This window comes from Bowmanella denitrificans, from assembly GCF_002887595.1.
Lineage (GTDB): Bacteria > Pseudomonadota > Gammaproteobacteria > Enterobacterales > Alteromonadaceae > Bowmanella > Bowmanella denitrificans.
On sequence record NZ_PEBU01000001.1, the window covers coordinates 587,095 to 603,253 of the forward strand.

The window sequence follows — 16,159 nt, forward strand, 5'->3', positions numbered from 1 at the left end:
CAGAGCACCTGGAGAACCTCAGCGTATAAGGAGTTTTAGCATGTCGACAAGCAAAGCCACACCCCAGGCTAAGTCCTACGCTGCCATGACCGCCTTGGTTGTGGAGCCGGTTGAGAGCATGCGAGCCACAGTAGCTAAAATGGTATCTGAGATGGGCTTTGCTAACGTGATTGGCGCCAGTAACGGCGAACACGCTCTATCGTTGCTCAGAAGCGAAGATGTGGATTTGGTGTTGTCCGAATTGTTGATGCCTAAAATGAATGGTATTCAATTGCTCCAGCACGTACGCAATGGCAAGCGAAATTTCAGCGTGCCCTTTGTGATGATCTCCGCCAACATAGAACAAAGTCAGGTTGTCCAGGCTATTAAACAGGGTGTGTCCGAATATGTGGTCAAACCCTTTTCTGCCAAGATCCTGCATGCTCGCATTGAACGTGCACTGATTAACCCGGTTAAGCGCACCTCTGCGGTAGCCGAAAAAGTCGATAAGCTCAATGACGCATTAGTCGAAGCAGAGCCTTTACGCATTCTGGTGGTGGACGATGTGGTAGACAACATACAACTCATCAGCGACATCCTGCGTAAGGAATACAAAGTTCGCGCTGCAACCAGTGGTGAAACAGCCCTGAAAATCTGCTCGTCAGATCCCTTGCCCGATCTGATATTACTGGATGTCATGATGCCGGATATGGATGGCTTTGAAGTCTGCCGCCGCTTAAAACTCAATCCCTTTACCCAGCATATCGCTATTATTTTTTTAACTGCACTGGATCAAACCGACGATATGCTGAAAGGCTTTGAACTGGGCGCCGTGGACTATATCACCAAACCTATTAATCCACCGGTATTACATGCCAGAGTGCGAACTCATATGACCCTGACTGCGCAGCTCAGGGAAATGCGCAATATGCTGGATACCATGCAGGATAATGTGTTACTAAAAGAAGAACTGGAGCAGTTGAAAAATAGCCGCAATTAAGTGGATGACTTAAATAATACAAAGAATGAGGAAAATTTGGAGCGGGAAACGAGACTCGAACTCGCGACCCCAACCTTGGCAAGGTTGTGCTCTACCAACTGAGCTATTCCCGCAACTCTGAAACGCTTTAAGGTAAATTTAACTACCTCAAGCGGAGGCGCATTTTACAAAAATACCGGTCAGACGCAAGGGCTATTTTGAAAAATCTTGCTGACCGACGATTTTATAGGCAGCTATTTGCCGTTAAATGGCGAACACATGCTGGCGATAAAATTGCAATTCGGCGATAGACTCACGAATATCATCCAGGGCCAGATGGGTACCCTGCTTGGTAAATTGGTTAAGCAACTCCGGCTTCCAGCGCCTGACCAGCTCTTTAATGGTGCTGACATCGACATTGCGGTAATGGAAATAGGCTTCCAACTCAGGCATATGGCGCACCATAAATCGCCGGTCCTGACCGATGCTGTTACCGCATAGCGGTGACTTGCCTTGCGGTACCCAGTCGGCTAGAAATGCCAGGGTCTGCGCAACGGCCTGCTGTTCATTGATTTGGCTGTCCCGGCAGCGTTGGGTCAGGCCGCTGTTACCATGAGTACGAGTGCACCACTCGTCCATGCCGTTCAGTACCTCGTCACTTTGATGTATGGCAATCACCGGTCCTTCGGCCAACACATTAAGCTGGCTGTCAGTGACAATAGTGGCAATTTCCAGGACTTTTTCCCGCTCTGGATCCAATCCTGTCATTTCCATATCAATCCACACCAGGTTGTCAGCATTCTGTGTCATGTCTCGCCTGCCTTTATCTTTTGGTATTTGCTTATGTTGCAAGGTACACTGGGCGTCCCGTATCAGGCCGTCATAGTAAAGCATTCGCATCCCAAGTGGCAAAAAGAAACAAATTAACACAGCGCCAGAAGCGTCAGGTTTCCAGTAACCTGAAGAAGCGCTTAAGTGGCAAGGAAGTCGGCCCAGCCGACGATAGCCTGTTGCCGTCCCGAGCCGGTTTGGTGGTTGGGCGTTTTGGACAGCATGCCGATGTTGAAGACGAACAAGGCACAGTATATCGCTGTCATATACGCCGCAATGTGGAAGGGGTGGTATGTGGTGACCAGGTGCTGTTCAGACCGGGCAAAGACCAGACCCTCAATGTCAGCGGTGTGCTTGAAGCACTGCAAGAGCGTAAATCCGTGCTCACCCGGCCCGACTACTATGACGGTATCAAACCTGTCGCCGCCAATATCGACCAGATTATTGTCGTCAGCGCGGTGCTACCCAGCTTATCGCTGAATATTATCGATCGTTACTTGGTGGCAGCCGAAGATGTTCAGATTGAGCCGGTGATTTTGCTCAACAAAGTGGACATGCTGAGTGCTGAACAACGTAGTGAAATTGAACAGCAGCTTAAACTATATGCGGATATTGGTTACCGATTGTGCTTTGTCAGTTGCAAAAGCGGCGAAGGCATAGAGCAACTGGCCGCCTTACTCAAGGACAAAACCAGTGTATTTGTCGGCCAGTCCGGCGTAGGGAAATCCAGTCTGGTTAATAAGCTGCTACCTGAAGCAGAAGAGGCCATTGGCGATGTATCGGATAATTCCGGTCTGGGCCAACATACCACCACTGCGGCCAAACTATTGCGCTTCCCTGGCGGCGGTAATCTGATTGACTCGCCAGGAGTAAGAGAATTTTCTTTATGGCATCTGCCAGATGAAAGGCTAATCTGGGGATTCCGCGAATTTCGTGATTTTCTCGGTGGCTGTAAATTTCGTGACTGCAAGCATGGTGACGATCCCGGCTGCTTACTGCGTGATGCGGCGCAGCAGGGCAAAATCAGCCAGGCGCGTTTTGACAGCTACCACAAGATATTGTCAGGTATGGACGAACAGCGCCCATCTTATAGTAAGCCCCCCAAGTAAAGAAACAGGGTCACCCTATCAGGTGACCCTATGCGTTACGGCGCAATGCTGACAGACTTGAGACAGTATTCCTGCCAATCCAAAGCCGGTAGGTTGTGATTTGGCAAAACATCACGGAAATATTCAAGCAACGGCACCGCATACACCACATCGGATTGTTCAAAGGCATCGGGCCGGGTTTCTCTGACCTTTGCGAAGGTCAGGTATCCATCCTTGCCCAGGGCCGTAAAGGAATTGGTTGCAACAGAGTAGATGGATTGAAGATCAATAGGTTTCCACTGATTGCTGCGTCTGTCTTTGACTTCCAGATTCTTTATGCCTTGCCCGGTTGCGGCATTTAACACCACGTCGTAACGCAAATGTGACGAGTAAGGGAAGGCGCCGGTTGAAGCACTGATACCCTGAGCATAATCGAGCGCTTCATTCAGCACCTGCAGAATTTCCGCACCGGTCAGGTCCAAGGTCACCACAGTATTGGAGAACGGCAGAATCTGGTAAGCGTCTGCCACAGTAAACTGGCCCTGATGCAATTCGGCTCTGACTCCACCGGCATTCTGAATCGCCACATCAGCCTTAGGCATATAATGCAGAAACGCGTCGGCAACCACTTGCGCAGCGTAGCTGCCAGAAGGCTGCTCACCGTTGCTGAAGGCTGCCGGGATACGAGTAAAAGGCATGGTTTGGTCCACTTGGCCCAGTTGTGACTGTTTGAAGCTCTCCAGTTCCAGTTTGTAAGGCGCCAGAATGGCATCTACTGCTGGATCCGCAGCAATAGTGCGAATACTGGTTAATGTCCCGATTTCCTGAAGGATGGCTTGCTGCTGTGATTGGTCAGCGGCAACCCATTTATTTTCTGCGTCCTGCACTTGAAATTGGTCTGCAACCAATAACTCTAAGTTGCCCTGAATCGTTTCTACGTTGCCTTGGGCGTCGAAGTTCACGTTAAGACGCCCCAGCCCTTTGGCATATTCCCAAGCCTGGGCAATATAAACCGGCTTACCTTCGGGATTGCTTACCTGGGTGGGATACTCACCATCCACGGCGATCCCCATCCCGGTGAGTTCTCCGGTCGAGTCCAGAACATCGTGAGTGTCGCCGCCTATAATGACATCAATGCCATTCACCTGGCTGGCCAATTGTTGGTCGAACTCATAACCAAGATGGCTGAGCACTATAATTTTATTGATGTCCTCGGCCTCCAGTTCCTTGACCTGAGCCTTGACCGACTCGACTTCGTCGGTGAAATTAACCTGATCACTGACCATGGATGACTCACGGGTTTTCTCCACTTTCAGTACGCCTATAATGGCGACTTTTTCACCTTCGATATCTTTTATCACTCTGGGCATGATTGGCTTGCCATACAGTGGGCTTTGCTCGGTAGGATGCACATTACCGGCCAGAATCGGGAAACTCGCCATATCAATGAGTTCGGCCAGATGCGCATCCCCTTCGTCGAATTCGTGATTACCGAGCTGGTAGGCGTCCAGACCAAGGTAATTGAATACCTGAATATCGACCTTGCCTTTAAACAGGCTGAAGTACAGCGTTCCATTCAACTCCCCGCTATTTAGCACCAACGTATTTGCATCCCGATATTCTTCAATGGCACTGGCAATGCGGGAAAAGCCGCCCAGTTGCACCCGGACCCTCTCATTACCCTGTGACTCTGAATCGTAGTTCAGAGCCAGATCCATGGTCTGACTTTCAAAATAAGAATGGTGATCATTGGTATGCAAGATCTTCAGACTGATGGGCTGATGGTTTGGCAGCGGCAAGACAGGGTCTGGCTTATTATCATTGTTGCAAGCGACCAGCATGCCAGCCAGAACAGGTAAGGACCAAAGCGCAGGTTTCATAGTTTCTCCAACATCGAATGGGTTAGGCGGGATAGGTTGATTGGCAGTCTATGGCGGATGTGTGAATAGTTTATTTATGTCTCATTAAGATTTACTGCTGTCTGACCCGTAAATTCTGGTTGAGAGCTTTTTGGTATTTCGACTGGCCGGGATGGTTAGGGTACAATCCCCGCGGTTATTTTCATCAGGAAAGAAAAACGTGCAGCCAATTAAGGTCAGCCTTCAGTATCTGCTTCCTAAGCATGCCGTGTCCCGTCTGGTGGGCAAGTTAGCCGCTGCAGAAGCGGGGTTTCTTACTACCTGGCTTATTAAACTGTTTATCAAGCAGTTTAAGGTGGATATGCAGGAAGCGAAGCAATCCGATCCGGCCAAATACAAAAGCTTTAATGAATTCTTTACCCGTCCGCTGAAAAAGGGAGTACGGGAAATTGTTCAGGATGAAAATAAACTGGCCCATGCGGTAGACGGCACGGTCAGCCAGGCCGGAGATATCGATGCAGATCGGATATTCCAGGCCAAAGGCCATAACTATAGCCTTACCGCTCTGCTTGGCGGCGATGCCGAGCTGGCCAAACCTTTTGAAGGCGGCACCTTTGCCACCATTTATTTATCCCCCCGCGATTACCACCGTATTCATATGCCAATGGACGGGCAGCTAACCGATATGCTGTATGTGCCCGGCGAGTTGTTCTCGGTAAATCCTCTGACAACTGAACATGTGCCCGGCTTATTTGCCCGTAATGAGCGGGTGGTAAGTATCTTTGACACACCGCATGGCAAAATGGGGCTGGTATTAGTGGGTGCCACCATTGTGGCCAGCATTGAAACTAAATGGGCTGGTACTGTCACACCACCAACAGGTAAGCAGGTGCAACGCTGGCAATATCCAGCCCAGGGCAACAATGCCGTGATGCTGAAAAAAGGCGAGGAAATGGGGTTATTCAAGCTAGGCTCAACCATAGTCGCGGTATTTGAACCTGGCATGGTGGAGCTGGAAAACCTGCAGCCTGGTGACGTAACACGTTTAGGTCAGCCATTCGCCACCCTGAAATCCTGACGTGGACCCGGTTAAAAAAAGCCTGTGGTCATTGCACCTGGCGGTAATACTGCTGGGTGCCACCGCACTGTTTTCCCGTATTATTCCGCTGTCGGCCCTGGATATTACCTTAGGACGGGCGGCCATTGCTTTTGTGGTGCTGGCGCTACTGGTCAGAATAAGCGGCAGTAGTCTGCGCTTTCAGCGCCCCAGAGACATGGGCATCGCCATTTTGCTTGGTAGTCTGATGGCGGTGCATTGGGTCACCTATTTTGCCGCCATGCAATACTCCTCGGTATCCGTGGGCATGATCGCGCTTTTCACCTTTCCGGTTATTACTGTATTGCTGGAACCTTTTTTTGAGGGAATTCGGCTGGTCTGGCAGGATCTGGTCAGTGCGGTAGTGGTGCTGGCAGGCATTGGCCTGATTGTACCTGAAGCGTCTCTGGGCAATGAGGTGACCCTGGGAATTGCGGTCGGGGTATTTTCCGCCCTGTTGTATGCTTTGCGCAATCTGCTGCACCGCAAATACTTTTCCCACTATGGTGGGGCCCAGGCCATGACCTATCAGACCCTGGTGATCGTATTGTGCTTGTGCTGGTTCGGCTCTGCCGAGCTTTATCAGGCATCACAACATACTTATCTGATGTTGCTGCTGCTTGGCACCATCTGCACCGCCGCCCCTCACGCCCTGGTGGCTTACACCCTGATACACCTGCGCGCCAAAACTTTCTCGCTGGTAGCCTGTATGCAGCCTTTGTATGGCGTAATACTGGCGATATTGGTCCTGAATGAACAACCGAGCTGGCAAACTCTGGTAGGTGGGATTATGGTCATTAGTGCGGCCATTTATGAAACCATTAACGCGAACAAGTTGCATCCCGCTAAAGGACAAAGCTGATATGCTGATATTCGCCCATCGCGGTGCCAGTAAAGCGGCCCCGGAGAACACCCTGAAAGCCATGCATTGCGCATTGCAAATGGGCGCACAGGGCATTGAGATTGATGTTATTCAGGCAGCCGGACAGTGCTGGGTTATTCATGACGTTTGGGTGCAGCGCACCACCAACGGATTTGGCCGGCTGGACCAGATGACCGAAGCCCAGATTCGCCAGTTGGATGCCGGGGAAGGGCAGCAGGTGCCAACCTTAGAGGAAGTGATGGCGCTGACAGCAAACCGCTGCTTGCTGAATATTGAACTAAAAGGCATCAAGGACTTAGCGCTCTTTCTGCAACAGCTTGACGGTGCCTGCGAGAGCCTGGGCATAGCACATCAGCATTTGTTGTTTTCATCCTTTGATCATCACCTGCTGGCGCAGCTGAGTCGCTTACGGCCAGAATTTGCCATTGGCGCCCTGACGGCCAGTTGTCCATTAGATTATGCGGCCTTTGCCCAGGAGTTGGGTGCCGTGTCGGTGCATACGGATGTGGCCTTCACCAGCGCTGAATTTGTGCAGGATGCCAAAGCACGGGGTTTAAAAACCTATGTCTACACGGTGGATGAACCGCAGGATATGCAGATGCTTAAGAACTGGGGAGTGGACGGTATTTTTACTAATGTACCAGATAAGGCACTGCACTGGCTGGCTGAGTCAGAACAACAGCCAGCTTAATGATCGTCACACTGACGGCAGCTTTGACAGAGCTTCAGGTTGATCAGGTGGGCGGCAATAATCAACACTGCGCCCACAGCAATAGTGAACGGCTCATATTCGTGGCCGAACATGTCCTTATTCCAATAAATCAAACCACCCAGAACCAGGCTGTATAGGGGATAAATCTGTCTGTGGTAATGATAAAAACCAGACAGCAGCGCCCAGAAGCCGATGATCATCGATACCGTCAGTATGCTGCGCTCAAACCAGGCATCGGCAAAGAAACTGGCTCCGACAAAAGGCAGCAGAGGGATTAAAACCGGCAACAGCAGGCAATGCAATGCGCACAGGCTGGAAGCCCAGATGCCCATTTTATCCAGCAAATTGTTGCTTTTGTTCGACATAATCCACAGCATAACGAGGTTTCAGAGCCCGTTATAGTATAACATTTACCAAAATTGGCAATAGACGATCTTGCCAAACAAATTTAAGCAACTGATTTATCGAATGTTTTTTCTGACACTAAGTCGAAAAAAGAAATTCGGAAACCAGCGTTTGATATAAGGTGCCAAAGCGCTCAGTCCCTTACCAATAACCACTTCAAACTTGTCTTTGTGTATAGCAAGGATAATTTGCTGAGCGCAATCTGCGGCGCTGATCCCTTCAGCAATGGACTTAGCAACTTCGCCGTAGGGTTGGCCACTTTCGGTAAGGGCGTTAACAGAAATGTTGGTTTGCACAAAGCCCGGGCAAACATTCAGCACTTTCACGCCATGATGGGTTTCTTCGGCGCGCAAGCAATCCATGTAACCAATCAGTGCATGTTTGGACGCCGCATATCCAGACATCCCATGACCACCCACTTTGCCTGCCACGCTGGCAATATTCACCAGCATGCCCTGATTCTGACGCAGGGCAGGTAACAGCGCCTGAGTGAGGCAGATAGTGCCAAAATAATTGACTTCCATCACCTGACGCTGCACTGATAGGGGCGTTTGTGCTGCGGGTCCACGCTGGGAAATTCCACCATTGTTAATCAGCATATCCAAGCCATCTGACAGGTCAGTTTGTGCCACCACGTCAGGCAAAGTCTCTGCCCTGGATAAATCTAACGGCACAATTTTATGCCGCTGCGGATGTTTCAATGACGCTCGCAGCACTGCCAGTTTATCGGCCGAGCGGGCGCTGAGGATCAGTCTGGCGCCTTGGGCATCCAGGGCCCGTGCCAATGCCTCACCAATCCCCATGGATGCCCCTGTCAGCCAGATATGCTTGTCTTGAACCTTCATACTGATTATTCCGTTAAGGGTTGTGATACAGCCTGCTCTGCCAAGGCCAGATGTTTTTCCCGCATCAGTTCACTAATAGGCAGTAATTCAATGCCCATCTCTTCCAGCTGAGGCAGACGAGTTTGCAAAAAAACCAGCGTTTCCTTATAGGGATGGCCAATACCAATGGCATAAGGGTATTTGCGTGCAATACGGATCAGGCGTTCAAACTGTGCCTGAATATGTTCTTCACTCTGGATATGATCAAGAAATACATGGCGATGGGCGCTGAGTACCCCATGACGATGAGCAATTTGCTCAGCCTTGCTGAAGCGAGTGGTGCGGCTGTCCACAAAGAACATCTGCCGTTCACGCAAAAAGCGCATCGTAACATCCATCGGCTGACTTAATTGTGTCAGTTTGCTGCCCATATGATTGTTCAGACCAATGGCATTAGGCACCGATTGCAATGCCGCACTCAGTTCATGCTGTATGGAGTCTGAGGCCATATCAGAGGTCAGTGCACCGGGCCCCAGCTTATTGCCTGCCAAGGCTTCCATGGGCATGTGCAAAATCACATCACGACGCTGGCTTTTGGCTAAATCCGCATAAGTCTGGGAAAAAGGCGTGTGGGGTAAGATGGCAAAGGTGACTTCGGCTGGAAGTGCAAAGGCTTGGCTGTCATCTTTGCGATAACCCATATCATCAATAATAACAACAACCCGGCCAGCCCAAACAGGAAGGGCCGTTAACAATATCAGCAGCGCACAGGCGTATTTTATCAACACTCAGACTTATTATTTTTCCTATCTTTCTTAGCTTAGCATGCCAGTATTCTTGGCAGATACCAAGCCAGCAGAAGTATGGAAATTGATAACCTGCTATTTAATCACTCAGCCAGCGCGCCGGGCTGACCGCCTGACCTTTGTGGCGCAGTTCAAAGTACAATGCCGGGCTGGATTGTCCACCGGTTTGCCCCAGTAAGGCGACTTCTTCGCCCGCTTCCACGGAATCGCCAACGCCTTTTAACAGCGCCTGATTATAGCCGTACAAACTCATATAGCCGTCACCATGATCTATCACTGTGACTAAACCAAAGCCCCGCAGCCAGTCAGCAAATAGCACTTTGCCATGATGCACTGCACGCACTGAATCCCCCGTACTGCCTTGAAAAAGTACCCCCTTCCAGCGTACCTGGCCCTGTCGGTGCTTACCAAACAAGTCTCGCATACGCCCGTCGGTTGGCTTCAGCAGCGTCCCCTGCATACCATCCAGTCCGGATAAGGTCTGATTTTGCCTGGCCGCCAGCTCGGCGGCACGCTGAATAGCCTGGATCAGGTTTTGTTCATTAATCTGCAGTTGCTCTATCTGCGCGGCTTCACTGTCAATGCGACTTGCCAGTTCTTTCAATGTGCCTTCACGTTTTTGTTGCTGAGACGCCATTAGCTGGCGCTGGGCATCCTGTACCTGCTCCAATTTGGCCAGCTCATCGCGTTTTGCAAGAAGCTCAGAACGTACCATTTTCAGTCTGTCCACCATGGCAGTAAACTGGCGAATTTGTTCAAGACGGGCTTTATTCAGGTAACCGTAGTAGCTGAGCATACGTTCCAGCTTGCCGGCATCTTCCTGGTTGAGCAGCATCTTGGTGAAGTCATGCTGACCACTCATATAGGCGCTACGAAGTTGATCGCCCAGCGCATCTTGTTGCTGGCGGATTTTGCCCAACAATTCGGCTTCCTCGCTTTGCAATTTACGCTGTTGGCTCTCATTGGTTTGCAAACGCTGGCGGGTCGTATTGATATCCTTAACCAAACTGGCGATGTCTTTCTCTGCTTTTTGCAAGACGTTTTCCAGTTCCCTGGCATCAGCCAGACGCAAATCTAGTTGCTGTTGCCGTTCTTTAATCTGTTCCTGCAAAGCTTTGAGTTGTTGGTCGGGATCTTCTTGAGCAAAAGCCAGCCCAGACAGGCAAAAGCACACCAGACCAAGACACTTGCTGGTTAAAGAAACCCAGTGCATAAGCAGCCTGACCAACCTGAGCCGGGAATTAAGCTGATTTGTCAGAGCACTGCGGGTATAGGGCACTGGTTTCTCCTGTCCATAAGGTTGGTCATTACCGCGGCAATTTATACCAATTTGCAGCTTGCCAGGCAAAGACTTGGCACCCCATCACGACAATTTCAGAGTAGACAGGGGACTGGCTTCTGTGGCGGTTTTCTATATACTTTGCAGTCATTTTTTTACCTATCTTGTTTAATAGGCGAGCCCAATATGCAGCAGTTTATCGAATTTATCGGTAACCATTATCTTCTTTCCAGTGCCTGGGTGGCATTGGCAGTATTGCTGGTCTACAGCCTGGTCAGCAGTAAATTCTCCCCGGTCAAAGAACTGGGTACGCACGACGTCACATTATTAATGAACAAGCAGGACGCATTGGTGCTGGATATTCGCAGTCAAAATGAGTTCAAGAAGGGCCACATACTGGGTGCTAAACAAATTCCGGCAGAAAAACTCAATAAAGGCGAGTTTTCAGCCCTTGAAAACAACAAGGACAAACCCATTATTGTGGTCTGTGCCATGGGAATGACGGCCAAGCGTACGGCTTTACAAATGTTGAAAGCCGGCTTTAGTCAGGTTTCGGTGCTGAAAGGCGGCATGAACGCCTGGCAGAGTGCCAATTTACCTGTAGCCAAGTAACGGCGGATTGTTGTTGATGCCAATGCGAGGTTAATCATGGCAAAAGTGGAAATCTATACCAAGAATTATTGCCCTTATTGTGTGCGTGCCAAACAGGTATTGACCAGTAAAGGGGTGGTTTTTCAGGAATACCCCATAGATCTTCAGCCCGAGTTGCGTGATCTGATGATTCAACGGGCAAACGGCGGCTATACTGTGCCGCAGATTTTCATCAACGAGCGCCATATTGGTGGATGTGATGATATGTTGGCTCTGGATGCCCGGGGACAACTGGACGAATTACTGGCCGCGCAGGCCTGAACACTTTTAGGAAAAAACATGACAGAAGAAGTACAAGCCAACGGTATGGACCAGGGCGAAGCAGCACAACCACAGTTTGCCATCCAACGTATTTATACCAAGGATATTTCCTTCGAATCTCCAAACTCCCCGGCCATTTTCCAGCAGGAATGGAAACCCGAAGTAAAAATGGATTTAGACACCCGCAGTGCTAAATTGGACGACAACAGCTACGAAGTGGTTTTAGCTGTGACCGTGACTGCCAAAGCTGGTGATCAAACCGCATTTCTAGTTGAAGTTCAGCAGGCCGGCATTTTTACTATTGCTGATATGTCTGATCAGCAAAAAGCCCATATTCTGGGTTCATTCTGCCCTAACACTTTGTTCCCTTACGCCCGGGAGTGTATTTCAAACCTGGTCAACCGCGGTACATTCCCGCAACTGAACCTGGCTCCGGTGAATTTCGATGCGATTTTTGCCGCTTATCTGCAAAAGCGCATGCAGGATGCCCAAGCTCAGCAGGCTGCTCAAAACCAAGAGGCCTGATGATCGCTTCAACCAAAAGCATGACAGTCCTGGGGGCGGGGTCGTATGGCACCGCCCTTGCTTTTTGCTTCGCCAGAAATGGGTTTCCCACCTGGATCTGGGGGCGGGATAGAGCCCAGATGACGCAGATGGCCAGTGACAGAGTCAATGCCCGCTACCTGCCCGGCGCTGCTTTCCCCGAGCAATTGCAGGTCGAAACTGAGCTGGCCAAAGCCGTGGCCGCCAGCCCCAATATTCTGGTGGTGGTGCCGAGCCATGGTTTTGCAGAGTTGCTTAAACAAATTAAGCCGATGCTGACTACCGAGCACCGGATTGTCTGGGCCACTAAAGGACTGGAACCAGAAACAGGTTGCCTGCTTCAGGATGTGGCCCGGCGTATTTTAGGTGACAAAGTTTCCCTGGCCGTGCTGTCCGGTCCTACCTTTGCCAAAGAAATGGCTGCTGGCCTGCCCACCGCCATATCCTTATCTTCCACTGATGATGCCTTTATTGACGATATTGCAGATATGCTGCATTGCGGTAAGTCTCTGCGGGTTTACAAAAACACGGATTTTGTTGGCGTGCAATTAGGTGGCGCAGTTAAAAATGTTATTGCCATTGGCGCTGGTTTGGCAGACGGTATCGGCTTTGGTGCAAATGCCCGGACTGCACTTATTACCCGGGGGCTGGCGGAACTAACCCGTTTGGGGGCAACATTAGGGGCCGAGGTCAGTACTTTTATGGGAATGGCCGGTCTGGGAGATCTGGTGCTGACCTGCACGGACAATCAGTCCCGCAACCGCCGTTTTGGTTTAGCATTGGGGCAGGGAATGTCTGTACAGGAAGCCATGGACAGTATTGGCCAGGTTGTGGAAGGCTATCGCAATACCCGTGAGGTTTATTTGCTGGCACAGCGCCAGGGTGTGGAAATGCCCATTACCGAGCAAATCTACCAAGTGCTGTATGAGGGAAAACCGCCAAAAGAGGCAGCCCTGGCTTTGTTGGGACGCGAGAAAAAATTTGAATAGGGCCCGGTGATCCGGGCTTTTTTTAACCAAGTGTTTTCGCTTTCAGCAACTGGGTTTCTGCATACAGATTTTAGCTAATATCCAGTCTCTGTCTTGCATCAGCCAGAGTGACCAAAATAACCTTCAACCCGCAACGCCAGTCCGTAAGACACTTTAAAATCCTCATCACGACGCCACAGCATAAAAGGCTCCACCTCGAAGAATAGCCATTTCCGTAATGCATTTTTCCGCCAGCGGGTACTGACTAAATATTCTTCTACCCGGTAATTCGGTCGGCTGTTACCTTCTACATAAAGACCGTAAATCATCGCGGTTTTATCATCCCATTGGCTGTATTTGTACCAGCCATGTTGCCAGATCCAGTCGTTTTCCTCGTCCCGAAAATAAAAGTGGTTGTCGAAACGGAACAGATCATTGCCTGCCAGTTGGTGTTCATACTGGGCCATCAGATGACTGCCGAATCTGTCCTGAGTGTAGTAGTAAACCGAGGCCTCCAGATTGACATTGTTGATATCCGATAAGCCAAAAGTCTTGCGTACCTGTGACTTCACGTAAGGCTGCAACTTTCGCCCCACACCGATTCGATGGGAAACATTCAGATCTGCACTTTTCTTGGCTGTCCAGCGTAGCGCCATGGAGAAGCGATTGCGGTTATCTATGGCATCATTGCGGGCGGCTTTGATACTGGATGCATCTTCGTCTTCGTCATAGTCTGAAAAAATAAGGTCGGTTTGATGCTTCATGTTCGGCAATTTAACCCGCACCCGAAAGCGTGTTTCAAATTCGTTTACCGCACGACTGCGAGGCTCCCAACCTAACCGAATTCTGGCCTCGCCTCGGGCTTTTTCATCCATTTGCAGAGATTCATCGGCAAAAAAATGATCAAACCACAATGCCGTGGCATTAATGGAATCCGTTACATTGTCTTGCAAGTCATCCAACCAGGGCTGGTCTTGCAGCGGTTGCTGCGAGTCCTGCGCCTGAGCAGGCAGAGCAAGGACGACCATTAAAATGAAAATCCTTGGACAGTTCAAAGCTGCTCCTTTTCAACAATGCCTATTCACAAGCATGACCACTAACCACCGCAGGATCAAATGCAGTGACCTTTTGTCCAACCTACGTATAATAGCTGCAAAAGTGTTAAACGGGAGTAAAGCATGGGTGGCATTAGTATCTGGCAATTGTTGATTGTCTTCGCAATCATCGTATTGCTGTTCGGCACCAAGAAGTTGCGTACCCTGGGCAGTGACCTGGGTTCAGCGGTCAAGGGCTTTAAGAAGGCCGTAACTGACGAAAAAACTGAAGAGCAGGATGCTGATTTTCCTCAGCAGAAAATGGAAAATAAGGCTGACAATCAGCCAAGTAACCAAGCAGATAAACAACAACAAAAATAATTATGTTCGACATCGGCTTCTGGGAACTCTTGGTGATAGGTATAGTGGCCTTGCTGGTGCTGGGCCCCGAACGTCTGCCTGGCGCTATCCGGTCCACCAGCAGAACAATTTCCGGTATTCGATCTATGGCCAGCAACTTCAAACAGGAAATGGAGCAACAACTGAAAATTCAGGAATTGCATGACAACCTGAAGAAGGCCGAGCAGCAGAATCTGGAAAATTTGTCACCAGAACTGAAGGATTCCGTAGATACATTGCGTGAAGCGGCCGACTCGGTGCAAAAACCCTATCAAAAAGAATAGATGTCAGACTCACAAACCCTTTTCAGTCACCTGGTAGAACTGCGCAGCCGCATATTAAAAGCCCTGCTGGCAGTGTTGCTGGTATTTATCAGTCTGGCCTACTTTGCCCAGGATCTTTACCACCTATTGGCGACCCCTTTGTTGTCGGTGATGCCAAAGGGTGCACAAATGATTGCCACCGATGTCGCGTCACCGTTTTTTGCGCCCTTTAAACTCACCATGGTACTGTCGTTTTTTATCGCCATTCCCGTGGTGCTGTATCAGGTGTGGGGATTTGTCGCTCCGGGCTTATATCGCAATGAGAAGAAACTGATAGCACCACTGTTGGTTTGCAGTACCTTACTGTTCTATGGCGGTATCGCATTTGCCTATTATGTGGTGTTTCCTCTGGCTTTCGCTTTTTTTACCAGTGTTGCGCCTGAAGGGGTTACCATCAGTACAGATATCAACAGTTATCTGGATTTTGTACTCAAACTGTTTTTTGCCTTTGGCCTGTCATTTCAAATCCCGGTTGCCATCATACTGATGTGCTGGACCGGTATGACCAGCCCGGCGCAATTGAAGGAAAAACGCCCTTATGTGGTGGTTGGCGTGTTCGTGATTGGCATGCTTCTAACACCACCGGACGTCATTTCCCAAACCTTACTTGCCGTGCCCATGTGGCTGTTGTTTGAACTTGGCGTACTGGCTGGCGCAATCTATTACCGACCCGACCAGGACGTGGAACATCAGGATTCACCATGAAAATAAAACAATTATTTCTGGCCTTACCTTTTTGTTTTTTGGGCGTTTTTGCCCAGGCTGAAACGCTGGCGTCAGCATTACAGGCTTGCACAAAAGAGCAAAACAGCCTGAAGCGTTTAGTCTGTTACGACAAAGTCGCCAAAGATGCCAGCCAATTTGAAGGCGGCGACAGGGTATTATCCACCCATCAGGCCATCAGCCAGGTTCGCGGCCAGTCGGCGAGGCAAGATGGCCCTTTGCCAACACAACAGACAGTTGAAACAACTAGCCAGGAGCAGAACTTTGGTCTTGAGCATGTCACCAGACCGGAAAATGAAGAAGATAAAATCTATGTCACCCTGCAGTCCAAAGACCAGGATGCCTATGGCAAACTGATTCTGACCCTGACCAACGGGCAAATCTGGAAACAGTCCGACTCCGGCAACTTCCCCATTCCAAATGGCCAGCTATATATCGAGCGTGGCATGCTGGGGGCATTTTTCCTGAGTTCCGATGAAGCCAACCGTAAGATACGGGTCAAACGTATCAAGTAAG

General features: G+C 49.9%; 20 protein-coding genes and 1 tRNA gene. 13 read left to right on the top strand and 8 right to left on the bottom strand.

Translation table 11 applies throughout. The features are described 5' to 3' along the window. The first annotated feature begins 40 nt into the window (after positions 1–40). A complete protein-coding gene (locus CSR04_RS02675) occupies positions 41–979 on the top strand; it encodes a response regulator (RefSeq protein ID WP_172449208.1) in 939 nt (312 codons plus the stop codon). 37 nt (positions 980–1,016) lie between these two features. Here the strand turns inward: CSR04_RS02675 and CSR04_RS02680 are convergent. Beyond that, a tRNA-Gly gene (locus CSR04_RS02680) sits at positions 1,017–1,092 on the bottom strand. Positions 1,093–1,222: 130 nt separating this feature from the next. Next, a complete protein-coding gene (gene orn, locus CSR04_RS02685; protein WP_102794869.1) occupies positions 1,223–1,768 on the bottom strand; it encodes an oligoribonuclease in 546 nt (181 codons plus the stop codon). A 95-nt stretch (positions 1,769–1,863) separates the two neighbouring features. Here orn and rsgA point away from each other — a divergent pair, with 95 nt between their 5' ends. After that, positions 1,864–2,898 (top strand): small ribosomal subunit biogenesis GTPase RsgA, encoded by a 1,035-nt coding sequence (gene rsgA / locus CSR04_RS02690; protein ID WP_102794672.1) that lies wholly within the window; start codon positions 1,864–1,866, stop codon positions 2,896–2,898. 35 nt (positions 2,899–2,933) lie between these two features. Here the strand turns inward: rsgA and CSR04_RS02695 are convergent, their stop codons facing one another. Further along, on the bottom strand, positions 2,934–4,757 hold the full coding sequence (locus CSR04_RS02695; RefSeq protein WP_102794673.1) for a 5'-nucleotidase C-terminal domain-containing protein: 1,824 nt from the start codon (positions 4,755–4,757) through the stop codon (positions 2,934–2,936). A 199-nt stretch (positions 4,758–4,956) separates the two neighbouring features. Between CSR04_RS02695 and asd the strand changes: the two genes are divergently transcribed. Genes asd through CSR04_RS02710 form a run of 3 tightly spaced genes read left to right on the top strand, consistent with a single transcriptional unit; the run spans position 4,957 to position 7,406 of the window. Further along, positions 4,957–5,814: an archaetidylserine decarboxylase gene (gene asd / locus CSR04_RS02700; protein ID WP_245921311.1), complete on the top strand. Its 858-nt coding sequence runs from the start codon at positions 4,957–4,959 to the stop codon at positions 5,812–5,814. A gap of 1 nt (position 5,815) precedes the next feature. Then, on the top strand, positions 5,816–6,694 hold the full coding sequence (locus tag CSR04_RS02705) for a DMT family transporter (RefSeq protein WP_102794675.1): 879 nt from the start codon (positions 5,816–5,818) through the stop codon (positions 6,692–6,694). A gap of 1 nt (position 6,695) precedes the next feature. Then, positions 6,696–7,406 (top strand): glycerophosphodiester phosphodiesterase, encoded by a 711-nt coding sequence (locus CSR04_RS02710; RefSeq protein WP_102794676.1) that lies wholly within the window; start codon positions 6,696–6,698, stop codon positions 7,404–7,406. On the opposite strand, the gene CSR04_RS02715 is transcribed toward CSR04_RS02710, so the two are convergent. From CSR04_RS02715 to CSR04_RS02730, 4 genes are all read right to left on the bottom strand, one after another. Beyond that, complete coding sequence (locus tag CSR04_RS02715; protein WP_102794870.1) at positions 7,403–7,792, bottom strand: MerC domain-containing protein; 390 nt, start codon at positions 7,790–7,792, stop codon at positions 7,403–7,405. The two genes, CSR04_RS02710 and CSR04_RS02715, sit on opposite strands and share 4 nt — an antisense overlap. Positions 7,793–7,888: 96 nt before the next feature. Continuing rightward, complete coding sequence (locus tag CSR04_RS02720) at positions 7,889–8,677, bottom strand: SDR family oxidoreductase (protein WP_102794677.1); 789 nt, start codon at positions 8,675–8,677, stop codon at positions 7,889–7,891. A 5-nt stretch (positions 8,678–8,682) separates the two neighbouring features. Beyond that, the gene (locus CSR04_RS02725) at positions 8,683–9,444 is read right to left on the bottom strand and encodes a divergent polysaccharide deacetylase family protein (RefSeq protein ID WP_245921314.1); all 762 of its coding nucleotides are present in this window, start codon (positions 9,442–9,444) and stop codon (positions 8,683–8,685) included. A gap of 97 nt (positions 9,445–9,541) precedes the next feature. Beyond that, positions 9,542–10,741 carry a murein hydrolase activator EnvC family protein gene (locus CSR04_RS02730; protein WP_245921316.1) on the bottom strand — a complete coding sequence of 400 codons (1,200 nt, stop codon included), beginning with the start codon at positions 10,739–10,741 and terminating at the stop codon, positions 9,542–9,544. A 186-nt stretch (positions 10,742–10,927) separates the two neighbouring features. On the opposite strand from CSR04_RS02730, the gene CSR04_RS02735 reads away from it, so the two are divergent. Genes CSR04_RS02735 through gpsA form a run of 4 tightly spaced genes read left to right on the top strand, consistent with a single transcriptional unit; the run spans position 10,928 to position 13,185 of the window. Beyond that, positions 10,928–11,353, top strand: a complete 426-nt coding sequence (locus tag CSR04_RS02735; RefSeq protein ID WP_102794678.1) for a rhodanese-like domain-containing protein — start codon at positions 10,928–10,930, stop codon at positions 11,351–11,353. Between the two features lie 36 nt (positions 11,354–11,389). Continuing rightward, positions 11,390–11,653, top strand: a complete 264-nt coding sequence (gene grxC / locus CSR04_RS02740) for a glutaredoxin 3 (RefSeq protein WP_102794679.1) — start codon at positions 11,390–11,392, stop codon at positions 11,651–11,653. 18 nt (positions 11,654–11,671) lie between these two features. Further along, a complete protein-coding gene (secB, locus tag CSR04_RS02745) occupies positions 11,672–12,178 on the top strand; it encodes a protein-export chaperone SecB (RefSeq protein ID WP_102794680.1) in 507 nt (168 codons plus the stop codon). Further along, on the top strand, positions 12,178–13,185 hold the full coding sequence (gpsA, locus tag CSR04_RS02750) for an NAD(P)H-dependent glycerol-3-phosphate dehydrogenase (RefSeq protein ID WP_102794681.1): 1,008 nt from the start codon (positions 12,178–12,180) through the stop codon (positions 13,183–13,185). Before secB ends, gpsA begins: the two co-directional genes overlap by 1 nt. Positions 13,186–13,283: 98 nt before the next feature. On the opposite strand, the gene CSR04_RS02755 is transcribed toward gpsA, so the two are convergent. Next, positions 13,284–14,192: a hypothetical protein gene (locus CSR04_RS02755; protein WP_172449209.1), complete on the bottom strand. Its 909-nt coding sequence runs from the start codon at positions 14,190–14,192 to the stop codon at positions 13,284–13,286. 150 nt (positions 14,193–14,342) lie between these two features. On the opposite strand from CSR04_RS02755, the gene tatA reads away from it, so the two are divergent. The 4 genes from tatA to CSR04_RS02775 are packed head-to-tail and all read left to right on the top strand — an operon-like array spanning position 14,343 to position 16,158. Then, positions 14,343–14,579 carry a Sec-independent protein translocase subunit TatA gene (tatA, locus tag CSR04_RS02760; RefSeq protein ID WP_102794682.1) on the top strand — a complete coding sequence of 79 codons (237 nt, stop codon included), beginning with the start codon at positions 14,343–14,345 and terminating at the stop codon, positions 14,577–14,579. Positions 14,580–14,581: 2 nt separating this feature from the next. Next, positions 14,582–14,881 carry a Sec-independent protein translocase protein TatB gene (tatB, locus tag CSR04_RS02765; RefSeq protein ID WP_102794683.1) on the top strand — a complete coding sequence of 100 codons (300 nt, stop codon included), beginning with the start codon at positions 14,582–14,584 and terminating at the stop codon, positions 14,879–14,881. Further along, positions 14,882–15,625 carry a twin-arginine translocase subunit TatC gene (gene tatC, locus CSR04_RS02770; RefSeq protein WP_102794684.1) on the top strand — a complete coding sequence of 248 codons (744 nt, stop codon included), beginning with the start codon at positions 14,882–14,884 and terminating at the stop codon, positions 15,623–15,625. Further along, entirely contained in the window at positions 15,622–16,158 is a 537-nt protein-coding gene (locus tag CSR04_RS02775) for a hypothetical protein (protein ID WP_102794685.1), read from the top strand. The genes tatC and CSR04_RS02775 overlap by 4 nt, the downstream gene beginning before the upstream one ends. The last annotated feature ends 1 nt before the right edge of the window (position 16,159 follow it).